The sequence below is a fragment of the Faecalimonas sp. genome, assembly GCA_029264305.1.
Taxonomy (GTDB): Bacteria; Bacillota; Clostridia; order Lachnospirales; family Lachnospiraceae; genus Faecalimonas.
Genome location: JARICA010000023.1, coordinates 56,474 through 73,820, shown reverse-complemented (window position 1 = coordinate 73,820; position 17,347 = coordinate 56,474). Strand labels below are relative to the sequence as shown.

The window sequence follows — 17,347 nt, the reverse complement described above, 5'->3', positions numbered from 1 at the left end:
TAATTGTATCACAACTTTATTTTTTTTGCAAGTTGTTTCTAAATGATTTTACTTTATTTTTCCTTTTAATGTTACACACATATGCCGAATTGCTTGTACTGGATGAGAAAAAATCATTCTTGGTCCTGCATATTTCATAACAGCCTTTATTTTCTCTTGTTTTTCTTTTGTATAACAATGTACTTTACACGCACTACAAAATGTCTTTTCTTTCATAAACGGGCACTTTTCTGTACGAAATAACGAATATTCCAATAATTCTTTACATTCTGCACAAAGTTCCCCTTGCGTTTTATGAACCCCTTTACAATACATTGTAATCATTGTTCTCAACATTTTTTTTTCATTTTCTCGCTTTTTTTCTATATTCATTTGCTTTCTCCATTTTTACTTCGATTGCAAATTAGTATATACTAACTTTTGTTCTAAGTCAATAACAAGAAGTTTTATACTCTTTATAAAAATTTTGTCTTTCTTACTGTTTGCACTAATTCTTCATTGTTCTTTGTACGAGAAAACATATTAAGAATATTATCCACTGCTTCTTCTGGCTTCAAACCATTCAAAGCTTTTCGCATACTGCTTACCGCCTCTTGCTCATCCGAAGTTAACAAAAGATCTTCTCTTCGTGTACCTGATTTCACAATATCAATAGCTGGGAATACTCTCTTTTCTTGTAGTTTTCTATCTAAGACAAGTTCCATATTACCTGTTCCTTTAAACTCTTCATAAATAACATCATCCATTTTACTCCCAGTATCTACTAAAGCTGTTGCAAGAATTGTTAAACTTCCTCCTTCTCGCATATTTCTTGCTGCACCAAAAAATCTTTTTGGCATATGCAATGCGGCTGGATCTAAACCACCAGAAAGTGTTCTTCCGCTTGGTGAAACAGTTAAGTTATATGCTCGTGAAAGCCTTGTAATACTATCTAATAAAATAGTAACATCTTTTTTATGTTCTACCAATCTCTTTGCTCGTTCAATCACCATTTCTGAAACTCTCTTATGATGCTCTGGTAATTCATCAAATGTAGAATAAATCACTTCTACATTTTGTCCACAAATCGCTTCTCGAATATCTGTTACTTCCTCTGGTCTTTCATCAATCAATAAAATTAAAATATGCATTTCCGGATTATTCTTCAATATAGAAAGCGCTACTTCCTTTAATAATGTAGTTTTACCGGCTTTAGGTGGAGAAACAATCATACCGCGTTGTCCTTTTCCTATCGGGGAAATCAAATCTACAATACGCATGGCAATGCTGCTTCCCCTACCTTCTAAATGTAATCTCTCGTTTGGAAAAATTGGTGTCATATCTTCAAAGCAACTGCGTTTTGATGCTTCCACAGGATTTAATCCATTTACTTTAGTCAAATATAATAATGCGCTAAATTTTTCTGTTGGAGATTTAATTCTTGTATTACCAACAACAATATCACCTGTTTTTAAATTGAAACGACGAATTTGTGAAGGAGATACATATACATCGTTTTCTCCCGGAAGATAATTTGCACAACGAATAAATCCATATCCATCCGGCAATACCTCTAAAATACCATTTGCTACAATTCCACTGTCAAGTTGTTCAATATCTGTTGTTCCAGATTTCTCATTTTTCACTTCTTCTTTTACTGCTTTCGCTTTATCTTTTTCATCTTCTGCCAACATCATTTCAATAATGTCTGCCTTTTTCATTGTCGAAACACCTTTTAAATGTCTTGCCTTCGCTAATTCTCTTAACGTTGTCAATGGTAAAGACTCATATTTTTCTTTCATCATCTTTCTTCCTTCCTTATTCACTTAACATTGTGGGAATTTTTGTCAGAACTGACTTTTTTCTGAATTATGTGCTAATTATACACTATTTCATTTTAAAAAGCAAAGTTTTTATACAGAAATTTTATCATGTTGATTTGCCTTCACAGGAATGGTATATTATGTACAAAGAAACTGTCAATCTTTATTTGACTATGTAAAATTAAGGAAAAGGTGTGAAATTATGACGACAAACGAAAAAGCATTACAAATGCACGAACAATGGAATGGGAAAATCGAAACAATAGCGAAAGCCAAAGTAAATTCCCGAGAAGATCTTGCAATCGCATACACTCCTGGTGTTGCAGAACCTTGTAAAGTAATTGCTGAAAACAAAGATACTGTTTACAAATATACAATGAAAGCCAATACCGTTGCTGTTGTTTCTGATGGGAGTGCCGTTCTTGGTCTAGGAAATATTGGCGCTTACGCAGCACTTCCTGTTATGGAAGGAAAAGCTGTTCTTTTTAAAGAATTTGGAAATGTCAATGCTGTTCCTATTTGCTTAAATACACAAGATACCGAAGAAATCATTCAAACTATAGTTAATATTGCTCCAGCCTTTGGTGGAATCAACTTGGAAGATATTTCCGCTCCACGTTGTTTTGAGATTGAAGAGCGTTTGAAAAAACTTCTTAATATTCCTGTTTTCCACGATGATCAACACGGAACAGCTATTGTTGTATTAGCTGGAATTATAAACGCTTTAAAAATCACTAAAAAGGAAAAAGAAAATTGTAAAGTCGTTGTGAATGGTGCTGGTTCAGCTGGAATTGCGATCACGAAACTTTTACTTACTTATGGTTTCAAACATATTACAATGTGTGACATTAATGGAATAATTTCTAAATCCTCTCCAAATTTAAATTGGGCTCAAAAAGAAATGGCAGAACTAACAAATCTTTCTGAAGACACTGGTTCTCTTTCTGATGCCTTAAAAGGTGCAGATATTTTTATTGGTGTATCTGCTCCAAATATTGTCACAAAAGAAATGGTGCGCTCCATGAACAAAGATTCTATTTTATTTGCTATGGCAAATCCAATTCCTGAAATCATGCCAGATTTAGCAAAAGAAGCAGGTGCAAAAGTTATCGGTACAGGACGTTCTGATTTTCCAAATCAAGTAAACAACGTTGTTGCATTTCCAGGTATTTTCAAAGGGGCTTTAGAAGGACGTGCCACGCAAATCACCGAAGAAATGAAGCTTGCCGCTGCTACTGCCATTGCAGGACTCGTTCCTGACAACGAATTAAATGATACTAATATTCTCCCGGAAGCATTTGATCCTCGTGTTGCTGATGCAGTCAGCAATGCAATTAAATCTCTCATCTAATGAAACGTTGGGATGAAAAAAGATATTATTCTCTCGATTACTATTTAAAAAAAGCTTATGGAGAAAAACTATATAAACTTTCTCTAAATGGAGGCATGACTTGTCCAAATCGCGACGGAACATTGGACAATCGCGGCTGCATATTTTGCAGTGCGGGCGGCTCGGGAGATTTTTCCGCCCCCTCTTCTATCAATATAAAAGAGCAAATTGCCTATGGCAAAAAATTAGTAGAGAAAAAATATAGAGGGAATTCTTATATCGCCTATTTCCAAGCCTATACAAATACATATGCACCTGTTTCTTATTTGGAAAAAATTTTCACTGAAGCAATTGAAGAACCAGAAATCAAAATCCTTTCCATAGCAACTCGTCCTGACTGTCTAGATAAAGATGTTTTAGATTTACTTGAAAAATTAAATCATATTAAACCGGTTTGGATAGAACTAGGGTTACAAACCATCCACGAAAAAAGTGCTTCCTTTATTAGACGAGGATATCCTCTTTCTGTTTTTGAAACTACCGTCAAAAATCTTCGCAATATAGGAATCACAGTTATTGTTCATACAATTCTTGGATTACCAAACGAAACAGAAAACATGATGCTAGAGACTATATCCTATTTAAATCAATTAGATATACAAGGTATCAAACTTCAATTATTACATATCCTAAAGGGAACAGATATGGCTAGATTCTTTAAAAATCAAAAATTTCATCTTCCCACTTTAGAGGAATATATGGTATTATTAAGTAGATGTATATCTTCACTCCGTCCAGATATTGTGGTTCATCGCCTTACAGGAGACGGTCCTAAAGATTTACTAATCGCACCACTTTGGACAGGCAATAAGCGTTTTGTCTTAAATTCCATACAGCGATATTTTAAAACGGAAGACATATGGCAGGGAAAAGAATATTTCTCTAAATAGAAAGGGGTGTTTATATGTCTGAAACCTTTACTTTATACAAACTTATTGTATTATATATGTTGGAAAGGGTGGATTTTCCTCTTACAAACGGTCAAATTTCAGAATTTGTCTTAGATAAAGGGTATACCACTTATTTCAAATTACAGCAAGCACTTTCAGAAATGGTCGATGCTCGATTTATTCAAGAAGAAACAACTCATAACCGTACTTTATATCATCTTACTGAAGAAGGTAGCGAAACTATTCAATTTTTTATTAACAAACTATCTCCTGCTATTCGAGATGATATAGACGCATTTTTTAAAGAACATAAATACGAATTGAAAAATGATGTTTCTATCAAGGCAGATTATTTTCCTAATGCCAATCAAGAATTTTCTGTTCGATGCCAAATTGTTGAAAACAACGCAAGCCTCATGGAACTTCTTCTCACTGTTCCATCTGAACATGAAGCTGAAGCTATAATAAATAATTGGCGTCAAAAAAACGAAGAAATTTATGCTTTTCTTATGAAAAGTCTTTTATAAAATAAAGACACAATCTTTTTGATCTGTACCCTCTTTACTAGTCAACCAGTAAAGAGGGTATATTTTTATTATACTAATATAAGAGTACAGGAAAAACAAAATGGATGCCCCTGTAAAATACAGGGAAACATCCATCGGTGTTGCCTAGTGCATAAATCAATGTATCCAAGATTCTAGGCACATATCGTCTAATAAGAACGCGCCTTTATTCTGTCCAAATATTGTTTTACATCTTTTTCATGCCCATTTTCTGTTGGATGATAAAAACTTATCTCCGCTATTTCATCAGGTAGGTACTGTTGCTTCACATAATGTTCTGGATAATCGTGAGCATATTTATATCCTGTACCACGTCCTAAATTTTTGGCTCCTTGATAATGTGAATCTTGTAAATGTGATGGAACTGTCGTATTTTGATTTTTCACATTATCCATCGCTCTATTTATAGCTATATAAGAAGCATTACTTTTCGGTGCTGTAGCTACATATATCGCAGCTTGTGCCAAAATAATTCTTGCTTCCGGCATACCAATCCTTTCCACAGCCTGAGCAGCCGATACTGCTACAGTAAGTGCATTCGGATCTGCATTTCCCACATCTTCTGATGCGCAAATCATAATACGCCTTGCAATAAATTTAATATCTTCTCCTGCATATAACATTTTTGCCAAATAATATACTGCCGCATCTGGATCTGATCCTCTCATACTTTTAATAAAAGCGGAAATTGTATCGTAATGATTATCTCCCGTTTTATCATAACGGACAACTCTTTTTTGAATACATTGTTCTGCCACCTCTAAAGTGATATGAATTCTTCCATCTTCACTTCTTGGTGTTGTTAATATTCCTAATTCTACAGCATTTAATGCATTCCTTGCATCTCCTCCAGAAATATTAGAAAGAAATTCCAACGCCTCTTCATCTATTTCTGCTCTATATGTTCCCATGCCTTTTTCTGTATCATACACTGCACGTTTCAACAAAATTTTAATATCTTCACTATCTAGTGGCTGCAATTCAAATACACTTGACCGTGATATCAGTGCTCTATTTACCTCAAAATATGGATTTTCTGTTGTTGCACCAATTAATATAACTGTCCCATCTTCCACAAACGGAAGAAGATAGTCCTGCTGTCCTTTATTAAACCGATGAATTTCATCTATAAACAAAATTGTCCTTTTTCCATACATTCCCAAATTATTTTTCGCCTGTTCAATTACAGCTTCCATATCTTTTTTCCCAGCAATTGTCGCATTCATTTGCATAAATTCAGCACTTGTTGTATTTGCAATCACTTTCGCCAACGTTGTCTTCCCTGTTCCCGATGGCCCATAAAAAATAATAGAACTCAATTTATCTGCTTTTATAGCGCGATATAGTAATTTATCTTTCCCTATAATATGTTGTTGTCCAACCACTTCGTCCAATGTTTTCGGGCGTAATCGTGATGCCAACGGAGATTCTTTTTCTTTCTTATTTTCTTGCATATATTCAAATAAATCCATATACTTTCTCCTATATTCCTACTAATTCTCTAATCACTTCTCCAGCAATAATCAAACCTGCTACCGGTGGCACAAAAGAAATGCTCCCAGGAAGAGAACGGCGTTTTCCTAACTCTTCTCCTGTCACTTTTCCAGACGTATCTATTGGTTGTTCATCAGAATACAATACTTTCAATCTTCGTACTCCCCTTGCTTTCAATTCTTTTCTCATCACTTTGCAAAGTGGACATACAGAAGTTTTATAAATATCAGTAATCTTAAATTTCTCTGGATATAATTTGTTTCCAGTCCCCATACTACTAATTATTGGAATATCCTTCTCTTTTGCCAATTCTACCAAGGCAAGTTTTGTAGTTACTGTATCTATAGCATCGATAATATAATCTACTTGCTCTTCAAATAAGGTTTCTATATTTTCAGGTAATACAAACATCTCATATGTAATCACTTCAATTCGAGGACAAATATCTTTAATTCGTTCTTTCATAATTTCTGTTTTATATCTACCTACCGTACTGTGATAAGCAATTGATTGTCTGTTAATATTGGTAACGGAAACAGTATCATTATCTACCAAAATTAGTTTTCCCACTCCGCTTCGTGCAAGTGCTTCTATACAATGTGAGCCTACACCACCTACTCCAAAAACCATTACCGAAGCTTTTTTCAATTTTTCAATTCCTTCTGGTCCAAGCAATAGTTCTGTTCTTGAATATTCATTTATCATTATATTCTCCCATCTATTCTACTATAAGTTTATCAACTGTTACAAATTCATATCCCTCCTTCTGTAAAATATCAATAATTCGAAGGGCTGCATCAACCGAACTTTTATAACAATCATGCAATAATATAATATCATTTTCTTTTACTCTCGTCACTACTTTGTTCACGACTTCATCTGCATTTTCTGTTGTCCAATCTAGGGGATCTACCGACCATGCTACTGGAAAAACATTCATTTTTTCAACCAATTTTTTCTTCCAATTTCCAAAAGGTGCTCGTAAATAATCCACATGCTCTTTTGTTACCTTTTCAATTATTCTATTTGTTTTTTGTATTTCCGTTATTGCAGCTTCATCTGATATTTTGCTTATATCCACATGATTATATGTATGGTTACCTATAAGATGACCTTCGTCTTTTTCTCTCTGAAGTAACTTCATATTTGCTTCCGCCATTTTGCCTATAACAAAAAAACTCACTTTTACATTTCTTTCCTTTAAACCATCTAGTAATTGAGGAGTGTATTTTTCATTTGGCCCATCATCAAAGGTAATAGCTATTTTGGGTTTTTCTTCTAGTATTTTCTTTGTTTCCACTATTTCTGAATTACAAGAAAAATTTTCTCCCAAAAAACGAAACAATATAAACGTATATAATACTCCACATAAACACAATAATTTTTTTGTTTTTTCCACCTTATATAACCCTTTTCTTTGTTTCACTCTATAAAAGATATGAAAATATCCCACAAAAATAACAGGTTGTTACACCTGTTATCTTATTTTTTCTTTCTAACACTATATCCAAAAGTACCGAGCAAATTTCCAATTCCATAATATTCCCCATGAGAATACACAATAGGATTTGATTTCGACAATTCAAACTTATTTTTTTCATTTAAATAAGTTTCATCTATATTAACCGCAACAATTTCTGCTAAAAACATATGGTGAGAACCAAGCTCTTCAACTTTTTTCACTTTACACTCGATATTCACAGGACTTTCCTGAATAAGGGGAGCTTTAACAATACTTGCTTTTTCTTCTGTCAATTTCATTTCCTTAAATTTATCTACGTCTTTTCCCGAACGCACACCACAATAATCTGTTGCATACGCCAACCTTTCTGTTGTAAGATTTACAACAAACTCTCCTGTTCTTTTTAAAATTTCATAAGAATATCTTTCTGGTCTTACAGAAATAGATAGCATAGGTGGATTCGTACATATTGTACCAGCCCATGCCACTGTTATAATATTTGATTTTCCTGTTTCATCTGCCATACTTACCATCACAACTGGTAATGGATATAGCATATTTCCTGCCTTCCATGTCTGTTTTGCCATTCTATCTCCTTAACTCTGCAACGATACTACAATTGCAGGTATCAATTGTTTTTTACGCGATACAACACCTTTCAATATAATCTCTTCTATGTCTGACGATAAATCAAAAGCTTCTATTACAAGATTTTTTGCATTATTTCCAACACAAAGTAACTCTGTAGTTTCTTCAATAATATTTGTCAACATAATAAACATCATATCTATGCCTTTTTCCATAAGTGCAGTTTTTAAATATGGTAAAATTCGTTCCTTAATTTCTTCCAATTCCTCTGCACTCATTGAATTAATCTGACCTACTCCAAATTCCACTCCGCTTACTTCAAACTTTTTAAAATCTTGAAAACAAATTTCTTTCGCCGTTTTATTCACAAGATTACTTCCTGCTTTAAACATATTTCTAGCTAATTCCTCTATATCAATTTGTGCAATCTCAGCTAATTCTCTTCCCGCTTTTTCATCTACAGCTGTACATGTTGGAGAACGAAACATCAGTGTATCCGAAGTAATTGCTGAACAAAGCAATCCTGCTATCGTCTCATCAATTTCAATATTATTTTCTAAATACATTTGATATACAATCGTCGCTGTACATCCAACAGGCTGATTTCTAAAATATACTGGCCCCACCGTTTCAATACCTGTACCTAAACGATGATGATCTATAATTTCTAATATATCAGCTTCTTCTATTCCATCAACAGCTTGTGTTCTCTCATTATGATCCACTAAAATAACTTGCTTTTTTTTCGCATCTAGTAAGCGGCGTCGCGAAATAAATCCTATAAATCTTCCATGTTTATCAATAACAGGGAAATCACGATAGCGCTTCTTTGTCATCACTTCTTTTATATCATCAATATAATCACTAGTCCTAAAAGCCGTAAAATTTTCCTTTGTCATAAAATATTTAACCGGAATACTTTGATTAATTAATCTTGCTACGGTAAACGTATCATGAGGAGTTCGGATGATAACACAACTTCTCTCTTCTGCAATCTTTTTAATCGTTTTAGACACAGTTGCATTTTGACATACAACAAGACAACTTGCATCCATTTCCAATGCACATAACTGTGATTCATATCGATTTCCTAAAATTACCAGATCGTCTTGTTCAATAAAATTCTCCATTAATTCTGGACTTGAGGCTGCAATAACAACTTTCCCTTTGATAAAGTAAGCATGTTCATTTCCTGTTACAATTTCTCCATCTAATGTATTGGCGATACTTCTATATTGTGTTCTTGCCGATGCCAATATATTATTATCATACACTTCCATATATGAAGTAGCAATATCTCCTATTGTAATTAAACCTTCTAATTCACCATTTGCTGTGACTGGCATTGTCTTCGTATTGCTTTCTTTCATTAATGCCCAAACTTTTTTAATGGAAACACTACTTTCCACACCTGTCATTTTATTAATATCTATATCTTTCACTTGCGTTTGTACATTGCTTAACAAACTTGGTGGCGTTACACCAAATCGTTTTAATACATACTGTGTTTCTTCATTAATCTGCCCCGCTCTCTTAGCGACATAATCATCTCCAGTAATCTTCCTTTTTAAATTCGCATATGCTAGTGCAGAACAAATTGAATCTGTATCTGGATTTTTATGTCCCACTACATATACTTTTCTTGCTTTCTTATTCTCCATAAATCTATATTTCTCCTCCGAATCGTCCCTTCATTATTATAGAAAGTATTCTGTAGGGAAAAAGAAACAGCCAAAGAACATATTTCAATGACTGCTTTTTATCAATCAACCTTTCGCTTATAATTGAATGTTTTTGAATAAATCCCCCAAACTTGTTCCTATTTCTTCTGTTTCTGGAATTTCCACCTCTTCAATTATCTCTTCTTCTGGTTCTATTAGTGCTTTCATACTCAAACTGATTTTTCCATCTTTAATTCCGATCACTTTTACTGTGACTGCATCTCCAACTCCCAACACGTCTTTTGGAGACTTAATACGTTTATCAGAAATCTGCGAAATATGAACAAGACCTGATAAACCGTTTTCCAATCGAACAAATGCCCCATAAGTTTGCAACGATTCCACAGTTCCTTCCAAAACACTTCCCACTTCTACTTCTCTTAACTTTTGTTTCTGTTCTTCATTTTCCTTTTCTTTTAAAATTTCTTTAGCAGAAAGAACCAATTTGTTTTCTACTTGATTGACATCAATAACACGGACTTCAATTTCTTTTAACAAATATGCTTCCACGTTCTCAACATATGAAAGAGACAAACGCGAAGCAGGAATAAATCCTCTAAGCCCTTCGATATATGCAATTACTCCTCCGTTAACAATCCCTTCTACTTTGACTAAAAGATTCTCGCCTTCCTCCATGTAGCGTGTAACAATATTCCATGGATTTGCCATATCAAACTGATCCTCATAATCTGCCATAGTTTCTGTCTGTAATTCTTGTTCGTTCATAACATACACCTCTTCATCGCTTAATTCTATACAATTATTGTACCATAAATATATTCTAAATTGCACCCCTACTTTTTCTTTTCACGTTCTTTTACAATCATCGCTATTTGATAAATACAATATGGTATTAATGATAGTAGACCCGCAAGTAAAAACAATGGCATAGTAAACAAAATCATCAATATTTTTATACCCAAGGACATTTTATTAATAACTTTCAAAAAAAGATAAACTCCATTTAGAATTCCAGCAATCAACCATCCTCCTAAAATAGCCGTTTGCAATCCAAATAGTATCTTATTTTCCCAAAACGATATAACCATTTCAGATAAATCTTGATGAATTTTCATCCCTATAGTTCCGTAAATAATAAATCCTACCGAAAATCCTAAAACCATCCACAATAAATACATCATTCTTTGTTTTCTTTTATACTTTTTTCTACTATCAAAAAACTTCAAATCTGGTTTTTCTTTATACAATTGATTTATTTCCCACTCTATTGGTTTTTCTACTTGTGGTTCTTCTACTGTTTTCCCATCTATAATATCTAACAGTTTCTGTGCATTTTTTACATAATATGTACGATTTCCATGTTGTAAAACAAACTGACAGCATTCTTTTGCCTTATTCACATTCCCTCTTCCAAATTCTGCCTTTGCCATTAACATATATACCGAAACTTTTTGAAGCATTCTATTCATTTCAGAATTACACTCTGCAATCAACTTATCATAAACCTCATATTCTTTTCTATTGATTGCCACTTGCAAATCCATATATTTTATCTGCTGGATAATCATTTTTCTTTCCATTGTGTTTGCTTTGGATAATTTATTTTCAAATACAGATTTTATTTTTGCCAATTGTCTTTCATCATTTTTGCAAGAGAAATACATTCTCATAAAATCATAATAATTTAATTCAAATCGTGGTGGCAAATCCGAAAAATCTATTTGATTAATTAGTTCATATGCCGAATCTTCATATCCTTGCATAAAAAGTGCTATGGAAATTTGAATATTATATATATTTTTCACTCGTGTCTTTTTCGTTTTCGCACGAAAATATTCATATATTTCCTTAAAACGAAACGGATCACACTCTTCATACAAAACGTTTTGAATTTTTTTCATCTGACTTCGTTTCCAAAACGCAAACGCTGATTCTATTCCTAGTATCAACACTGTAAAAAGACACCATCTCTTGCTTATACCACTATTTGTATATAATTCAATTCCCGTAAACACTAACCAAATAGCTACAATAACACAAATTACTCCTGCGCTAAAACTTATCTGTTTTCTATAATTTTCAGCCCATTTTTTATCCATAGATATTCAGCTCCTTCTACAATCGCTCTAAATCATCCAACCAAATCGTTACGCACGCATCACTTGGCATTCTCAAATCTCCTCTTGGAGATAATCCTACTGTACCTACCTTTGGTCCATCTGGCAAACACGAGCGCTTAAACTGTTGTGTAAAGAAACGTCTACAAAAACTCTTAAGCCATTTTAAAATAACCTCATCATCATAAATACCCGCAAACGCTTTTTTTGCTAAGCGATAAATTTTTGATGGTTCATATCCATATCGAAGCATATAATACAAGTAAAAGTCATGGAGTTCATAAGGTCCTACTACATCTTCTGTTTTTTGCTCAATTTCTCCTTCCTTCGCTGGAAGAAGTTCTGGGCTAATTGGCGTATCTAGAATATCTAATAATACTTTTTGTAAAACTTGATCTTCACATTCCAACGCACAATATTTTACAATAAATCGTACAAATGTTTTTGGAATAGAAGCATTTACTCCATACATAGACATATGATCTCCATTGTAAGTTGCCCATCCTAGTGCCAACTCTGACATATCCCCCGTTCCAATTACCATTCCATTTTGCATATTAGCAATATCCATTAACACTTGTGTTCTTTCACGTGCTTGTGCATTTTCATATGTTGTATCAAAAAGATCCTCTCTTTGATTGATATCTTTAAAATGGTTTTTCACAGCTTCTCGAATGGATATTTCTCGCAAAGTCACACCTAATTTTTCTATTAAACTACACGCATTCCGATATGTTCTATCTGTTGTTCCGAAACATGGCATTGTTACTGCCATAATATTTTTTCTGTCAACCCCGATCATATCAAATGTCTTTACGGCTACAAGCAGCGCTAAAGTTGAATCTAGTCCTCCCGAAATTCCAATAACAACATTTTTACAATTTGCATGTTGCAATCTCTTTTTCAATCCCAATGCTTGAATCATCAAAATTTCTTCACAACACTCATCTCTTTCCTTTTCATCCTCAGGAATAAATGGCATCTGGGAAATATTTCTTGTTAGCTTTGTTTCTTCCTTTTCTATCTCAAAAGGAACTGTCACTAAGAAATGTTTCCCACTCATTTGTTGAAAAGTTGTATTTTTTCTTCGCTCATTTAACAAACGATGCACATCTATTTCTGAATAAATAACATCGTTCATATAACGCCTTGACTCCTTTAACACAGTTCCGTTTTCTGCAATAATATTATGTCCGCCAAAAACTAAATCTGTAGTTGATTCTCCCGCCCCTGCATTAGCATATACATATCCAGCAATCATTCTTGCAGATTGTCCTGAAATTAAAGAGGTTCTATATCCATCTTTTCCATAAGTTTCGCTACTTGCAGAACAGTTAACAAGAATAGTTGCTCCAGCTGTAGCTGCCATAATACTTGGTGGAATTGGTGACCAAACATCTTCGCAAACCTCTGCCGAAACTATCAACCCCTCCATATCTTTTGCTTTAAAAAGAATCTGCGGTCCGAATGCAACTTGTTCTCCTTCGTACAAAATCACTCTTGCTTCTTCTGGTCCTGCTTGAAAAGTTCTCATTTCATAAAATTCCGAATAATTTGGCAAAAATGTTTTTGTTACGAGTCCAATGATTTTCCCTCTGTTTAGAGCTGCAGCAACATTATATAGTTTTCCATTAATCGCCAATGGTACGCCTACAAAAATCAACGCATCCTTATTTTTTGTATATACTGCAATTGTATTAAGTGCTTCTTTAGCTCTTTCCAATAATATATCTTGAAAAAATAAGTCTCCACAAGTATATCCTGTTATACAAAGTTCTGGAAAAACAACAATTTTGGCACCGTTTGCAACTGTCTCATCAATCAATTTACAAATTTGTTCTGTATTATATGAAACATCTGCCACCTTAATGTCTGGTGTTGCTGCAGCAACTTTTACAAACCCTTGTTTCATAATCTATCTACTCCTTTTTAACATTTCTTTTAATTCTTCCACCGAAAATGTATAATTTGTATCACAGAAATGACAGTTCACTTCTATCTCTTTTCCATCATTGATCATTTCCTGTATATCTTTCTTTCCAATACTAATAATTGCCTTTTCTACTCTTTCTTTCGTGCAATTACAATAGAATTGTGTTGAAACTGTATCCGTAAATTCCACATCTAATCCGGCCAACACTTCTTCTAAAATATTTTCAGGTGTATATCCTTTATCTAACATTGCTGTAACAGAAGAAATCTTCTTAATATTCTCTTCCAATTTAGACAATACAGCTTCTTCAACAAATGGCATAACCTGTACAATAAATCCCCCAGCTTGTTTTACTGTATTATCCTTTTCCATTAACACACCCAAACCAACTGAAGATGGAACTTGTTCTGATGTAGCAAAATAATATGTTAAATCTTCTGCAATTTCACTTGTCTGCAAAATCGTCTGTCCAACATAGGGTTCCTTTAATCCCATATCTTTAATAACACTCAACACACCTAAATCCAATGCACCTGCAACATCTAATTTGCCTTGTTTATTCGGTGGCAACATCACATTTGGATTCTCCACATATCCTTTCACATTCCCATGCCTATCTGCTGTAACAGTCAAGCCTTTAATTGGTCCATCGCATTTTATCTGAATTGTAAGCATATCGGTGTCATTTTTCATCATGCTTCCCATCATTGCTCCACCTGTTAAAAGTCTTCCAAGTGCTGCTGTTGCAACCGGACTTGTGTTATGAGCCTGTCTTGCTTTTTCTACTACATCTTTTGTTGTTGCTGCAAAGGCACGTATTTGATTATTTCCTGCCGTTGCTCTTACAATATAATCTTTCATTTCTATTTTCCTCTTTCTCTTGCTATTACATAAATTCGTTCGCTATTTTTTCTTGGTTCTTCATGAGTAAACGCATCATAAGCTGTTATATATTCTAAGCCTGATTGTTCCACAAGACGCCTAATCTCTTCCAAACTGTACGCTTTTTGATAATGTGTCTCTTCGTATTTTCTATAATACTCTGACTCCGGCTCTCGAATAAACAAACTCAATTCATACTCATTTACCTTCTCTTCTTCATAATAATAATTATCCCAAATAAAACTGCACTCATCTCTTTGCTCTGCAATCGTCCTGTCCCCTAAAAGTTCTTGATACTTATAAATGGTATTAAAATCAAAAACAAATATTCCTTTAGGATCTAAATAATTATTTACAAGTTTAAAAACTGTCATTAATTCATCTTCTTCCATAATATAATTAATAGAATCACATACACTAACAATAGCCTTTACCGTACCATATAATTCAAATTCTCTCATGTCTTGTAAAAGATATAAAATATCATGTCCAGAAGATAATTTCTTTTCAAGGGCAATCTCCAGCATTTCTTCTGAATTATCTATTCCAATCATATCATATCCTGACGCCGATAGTAATTCTGTCATTGTTCCTGTTCCACACCCCAGTTCTACCACTAAGCCGTCTCTCACACCATATTCTTTCAGTAATTCTTCTACATAAACACTCCACTCTTCATATGGGATATTATCCATAAACGTATCATACACAGATGCAAAACTTGTATATGCTTCCACTGGGAAATCACCTCTTTCTAAAATACAATCTGTTTAATTATAACATATCTTTTTATTTAAAATCAATCCCGCTATTTCTCTTGACACACCATTTATTCCGCGTTAGAATAATAAAAGAAATAAATAGACTCGGTAGGTGAGGTTACCATAGGGATTTGGATTTTCCTAAGATTGCTGCCGCAAAATTGTGGAGACACGATTAGTTGGTTAGCAGGCTATGTCGGAACAAGGCATAACCTAATGCAATTTTTATGCCCTATGATACTAAAGCTTGAACGATGCACATTGTGGGAGTATTTTTATACCTTGTCGTTGTTTAAGCAGTGACAAGGTTTTTTATTATAGTCTATATTCAATTTTAAACAGAAAGGCAGGTGAGGGCAATGGATGCTGGGGCCAGTAGGTATATTTTAATATTTTTAAACAGAATAAAAAAATTAAAAAGGAGATATCGTCATGGATACAACTATTTTTATGGAACTCTTATCAAAAAGAGAGTTCAAAGCCATTCGAAGCATTTTAGATGTGATGAATGCAGTGGACATTGCCCTACTTCTTTCTGAATTAGAAGACAAAGAACTTGCTTTAGCATTTCGTCTCATCCCCAAAGATAAAGCTGCTGATGTATTTTCTAATATGAATAACTCCATGCAGACTTATCTTGTAAATATCTTTACAGAAAAAGAATTGAAAGAGTTGCTAGATGATTTATATATGGATGATACTGTTGATATGTTAGAAGAACTTCCAGCCAATCTGGTTACAAGAATTCTAGATACTGTTGACAGCACAAAAAGAAATAGCATCAATCAATTGCTAAATTATCCCGATGACAGTGCTGGAAGCATCATGACAACTGAATACGTTAATTTAAAAAAATCTATGACAGTTAAAGATGCTATGTTGCATATTAAAGCTGTAGGAATTCATAAGGAAACGATTTATACTTGCTATGTCCTTGAACATCGTCACTTAATTGGAATTGTATCTGCCAAAGATTTAATGACAATAGATGATGATACCATCATCGAAGATATTATGGAAACTGAAATCATTTCTGTTTCTACTCATACTGACAAAGAAGAAGTTGCTAAACTTTTTTCTAAATATGGCCTTCTTGCTGTTCCAGTAGTAGATACCGGAGACTTAATGGTCGGTATTGTTACTGTCGATGATGCCATGGATGTTATGGTAGATGAGGCAACAGAAGATATCACAATTATGGCTGCTGTAAATCCTAGTGAGAAATCTTATTTTGAAACTTCCGTCTTTTCTCATGCAAAAAATCGTTTTTTGTGGCTATTAATTTTAATGCTTTCTGCCACTATCACAGGCTCAATCATTGCTAAATATGAAAATGCTTTTGCGGCTATCCCACTCCTTGTATCATTTATCCCAATGTTGATGGATACAGGAGGAAACTGTGGCTCACAAAGTTCAACTTTAATTATTCGTGGACTCGCTTTAGAAGAAATTAAATTTTCAGACATTTTCCGTGTTATGTTTAAAGAATTTCGTATTGCACTTTTAGTCAGTGCTGGGCTTGCCGTTGCAAATGGAATCCGTATTTTTTTAATGTATCACGATACAAAACTTTCTATTGTAATTGGACTTTCCTTAATTGCAACGGTTGTTATTGCAAAATTAATTGGCTGTATTCTTCCACTTTTTGCAAAAAAACTGCGTTTAGATCCTGCTATTATGGCAGCACCTCTTATTACAACACTAGTAGATACTTGTTCAATTATTATTTATTTTTCTATCGCAACCAAAATATTTTCTTTGTAAAATTAGTAAGCAAAAC

At 33.7% G+C, this 17,347-nt stretch carries 16 protein-coding genes and 1 riboswitch; of the genes, 4 read left to right on the top strand and 12 right to left on the bottom strand.

The annotated features are described in order from the left end of the window. Positions 1 to 48 precede the first annotated feature (48 nt). Together ACY2U7_RS09080 and rho are read right to left on the bottom strand one after the other, a co-directional pair. Positions 49 to 372 carry a nitrous oxide-stimulated promoter family protein gene (locus ACY2U7_RS09080; RefSeq protein WP_461812327.1) on the bottom strand — a complete coding sequence of 108 codons (324 nt, stop codon included), beginning with the start codon at positions 370 to 372 and terminating at the stop codon, positions 49 to 51. A gap of 83 nt (positions 373 to 455) precedes the next feature. Further along, positions 456 to 1,781 carry a transcription termination factor Rho gene (rho, locus tag ACY2U7_RS09075; protein ID WP_461812367.1) on the bottom strand — a complete coding sequence of 442 codons (1,326 nt, stop codon included), beginning with the start codon at positions 1,779 to 1,781 and terminating at the stop codon, positions 456 to 458. A gap of 223 nt (positions 1,782 to 2,004) precedes the next feature. On the opposite strand from rho, the gene ACY2U7_RS09070 reads away from it, so the two are divergent. From ACY2U7_RS09070 to ACY2U7_RS09060, 3 genes are read left to right on the top strand one after another with little or no spacing between them, the layout of a single operon-like run. Then, positions 2,005 to 3,153, top strand: coding sequence for an NAD(P)-dependent malic enzyme (locus ACY2U7_RS09070; protein ID WP_461812326.1), 1,149 nt, complete (start codon positions 2,005 to 2,007; stop codon positions 3,151 to 3,153). Continuing rightward, entirely contained in the window at positions 3,153 to 4,082 is a 930-nt protein-coding gene (gene mnmL, locus ACY2U7_RS09065; protein WP_461816271.1) for a tRNA modification radical SAM protein MnmL/YtqA, read from the top strand. Before ACY2U7_RS09070 ends, mnmL begins: the two co-directional genes overlap by 1 nt. Before the next feature lie 14 nt (positions 4,083 to 4,096). Continuing rightward, a complete protein-coding gene (locus tag ACY2U7_RS09060; RefSeq protein ID WP_461812324.1) occupies positions 4,097 to 4,609 on the top strand; it encodes a DUF4364 family protein in 513 nt (170 codons plus the stop codon). Between the two features lie 188 nt (positions 4,610 to 4,797). On the opposite strand, the gene ACY2U7_RS09055 is transcribed toward ACY2U7_RS09060, so the two are convergent. The 10 genes from ACY2U7_RS09055 to ACY2U7_RS09010 all read right to left on the bottom strand — a co-directional run bounded on the left by ACY2U7_RS09055 (position 4,798) and on the right by ACY2U7_RS09010 (position 15,543). After that, complete coding sequence (locus ACY2U7_RS09055) at positions 4,798 to 6,120, bottom strand: replication-associated recombination protein A (protein ID WP_461812323.1); 1,323 nt, start codon at positions 6,118 to 6,120, stop codon at positions 4,798 to 4,800. A gap of 10 nt (positions 6,121 to 6,130) precedes the next feature. Beyond that, on the bottom strand, positions 6,131 to 6,847 hold the full coding sequence (locus ACY2U7_RS09050) for a tRNA threonylcarbamoyladenosine dehydratase (protein WP_461812322.1): 717 nt from the start codon (positions 6,845 to 6,847) through the stop codon (positions 6,131 to 6,133). 13 nt (positions 6,848 to 6,860) lie between these two features. Further along, on the bottom strand, positions 6,861 to 7,541 hold the full coding sequence (locus tag ACY2U7_RS09045) for a polysaccharide deacetylase family protein (protein WP_461812321.1): 681 nt from the start codon (positions 7,539 to 7,541) through the stop codon (positions 6,861 to 6,863). Positions 7,542 to 7,624: 83 nt separating this feature from the next. Then, positions 7,625 to 8,191: a flavin reductase family protein gene (locus tag ACY2U7_RS09040; protein ID WP_461812320.1), complete on the bottom strand. Its 567-nt coding sequence runs from the start codon at positions 8,189 to 8,191 to the stop codon at positions 7,625 to 7,627. 9 nt (positions 8,192 to 8,200) lie between these two features. Beyond that, positions 8,201 to 9,853: a putative manganese-dependent inorganic diphosphatase gene (locus ACY2U7_RS09035; protein WP_461812319.1), complete on the bottom strand. Its 1,653-nt coding sequence runs from the start codon at positions 9,851 to 9,853 to the stop codon at positions 8,201 to 8,203. A gap of 117 nt (positions 9,854 to 9,970) precedes the next feature. Continuing rightward, positions 9,971 to 10,639, bottom strand: coding sequence for a S1 RNA-binding domain-containing protein (locus tag ACY2U7_RS09030; RefSeq protein ID WP_461812318.1), 669 nt, complete (start codon positions 10,637 to 10,639; stop codon positions 9,971 to 9,973). A 68-nt stretch (positions 10,640 to 10,707) separates the two neighbouring features. Continuing rightward, positions 10,708 to 11,973 (bottom strand): hypothetical protein, encoded by a 1,266-nt coding sequence (locus ACY2U7_RS09025; protein WP_461812317.1) that lies wholly within the window; start codon positions 11,971 to 11,973, stop codon positions 10,708 to 10,710. Between the two features lie 16 nt (positions 11,974 to 11,989). Next, positions 11,990 to 13,903, bottom strand: coding sequence for an NAD(+) synthase (locus ACY2U7_RS09020; RefSeq protein ID WP_461812316.1), 1,914 nt, complete (start codon positions 13,901 to 13,903; stop codon positions 11,990 to 11,992). A 3-nt stretch (positions 13,904 to 13,906) separates the two neighbouring features. Then, positions 13,907 to 14,785 carry an Hsp33 family molecular chaperone HslO gene (gene hslO / locus ACY2U7_RS09015; RefSeq protein ID WP_461812315.1) on the bottom strand — a complete coding sequence of 293 codons (879 nt, stop codon included), beginning with the start codon at positions 14,783 to 14,785 and terminating at the stop codon, positions 13,907 to 13,909. Positions 14,786 to 14,787: 2 nt separating this feature from the next. Next, positions 14,788 to 15,543 carry a class I SAM-dependent DNA methyltransferase gene (locus ACY2U7_RS09010; protein WP_461812314.1) on the bottom strand — a complete coding sequence of 252 codons (756 nt, stop codon included), beginning with the start codon at positions 15,541 to 15,543 and terminating at the stop codon, positions 14,788 to 14,790. 121 nt (positions 15,544 to 15,664) lie between these two features. Further along, positions 15,665 to 15,834: riboswitch (M-box (ykoK) riboswitch) on the top strand. A 165-nt stretch (positions 15,835 to 15,999) separates the two neighbouring features. Between ACY2U7_RS09010 and mgtE the strand changes: the two genes are divergently transcribed. Next, entirely contained in the window at positions 16,000 to 17,331 is a 1,332-nt protein-coding gene (gene mgtE / locus ACY2U7_RS09005) for a magnesium transporter (RefSeq protein WP_461812313.1), read from the top strand. Positions 17,332 to 17,347 lie beyond the last annotated feature (16 nt).

Excerpts from the sequence above, each read along its gene's own strand:
- ACY2U7_RS09080 (WP_461812327.1), bottom strand. The coding sequence starts at position 372 with ATGAATATAGAAAAAAAGCGAGAAAATGAAAAAAAAATGTTGAGAACA.
- rho (WP_461812367.1), bottom strand. The coding sequence starts at position 1,781 with ATGAAAGAAAAATATGAGTCTTTACCATTGACAACGTTAAGAGAATTA.
- ACY2U7_RS09070 (WP_461812326.1), top strand. The coding sequence starts at position 2,005 with ATGACGACAAACGAAAAAGCATTACAAATGCACGAACAATGGAATGGG.
- mnmL (WP_461816271.1), top strand. The coding sequence starts at position 3,153 with ATGAAACGTTGGGATGAAAAAAGATATTATTCTCTCGATTACTATTTA.
- ACY2U7_RS09060 (WP_461812324.1), top strand. The coding sequence starts at position 4,097 with ATGTCTGAAACCTTTACTTTATACAAACTTATTGTATTATATATGTTG.
- ACY2U7_RS09055 (WP_461812323.1), bottom strand. The coding sequence starts at position 6,120 with ATGGATTTATTTGAATATATGCAAGAAAATAAGAAAGAAAAAGAATCT.
- ACY2U7_RS09050 (WP_461812322.1), bottom strand. The coding sequence starts at position 6,847 with ATGATAAATGAATATTCAAGAACAGAACTATTGCTTGGACCAGAAGGA.
- ACY2U7_RS09040 (WP_461812320.1), bottom strand. The coding sequence starts at position 8,191 with ATGGCAAAACAGACATGGAAGGCAGGAAATATGCTATATCCATTACCA.
- ACY2U7_RS09035 (WP_461812319.1), bottom strand. The coding sequence starts at position 9,853 with ATGGAGAATAAGAAAGCAAGAAAAGTATATGTAGTGGGACATAAAAAT.
- ACY2U7_RS09030 (WP_461812318.1), bottom strand. The coding sequence starts at position 10,639 with ATGAACGAACAAGAATTACAGACAGAAACTATGGCAGATTATGAGGAT.
- ACY2U7_RS09025 (WP_461812317.1), bottom strand. The coding sequence starts at position 11,973 with ATGGATAAAAAATGGGCTGAAAATTATAGAAAACAGATAAGTTTTAGC.
- ACY2U7_RS09020 (WP_461812316.1), bottom strand. The coding sequence starts at position 13,903 with ATGAAACAAGGGTTTGTAAAAGTTGCTGCAGCAACACCAGACATTAAG.
- hslO (WP_461812315.1), bottom strand. The coding sequence starts at position 14,785 with ATGAAAGATTATATTGTAAGAGCAACGGCAGGAAATAATCAAATACGT.
- mgtE (WP_461812313.1), top strand. The coding sequence starts at position 16,000 with ATGGATACAACTATTTTTATGGAACTCTTATCAAAAAGAGAGTTCAAA.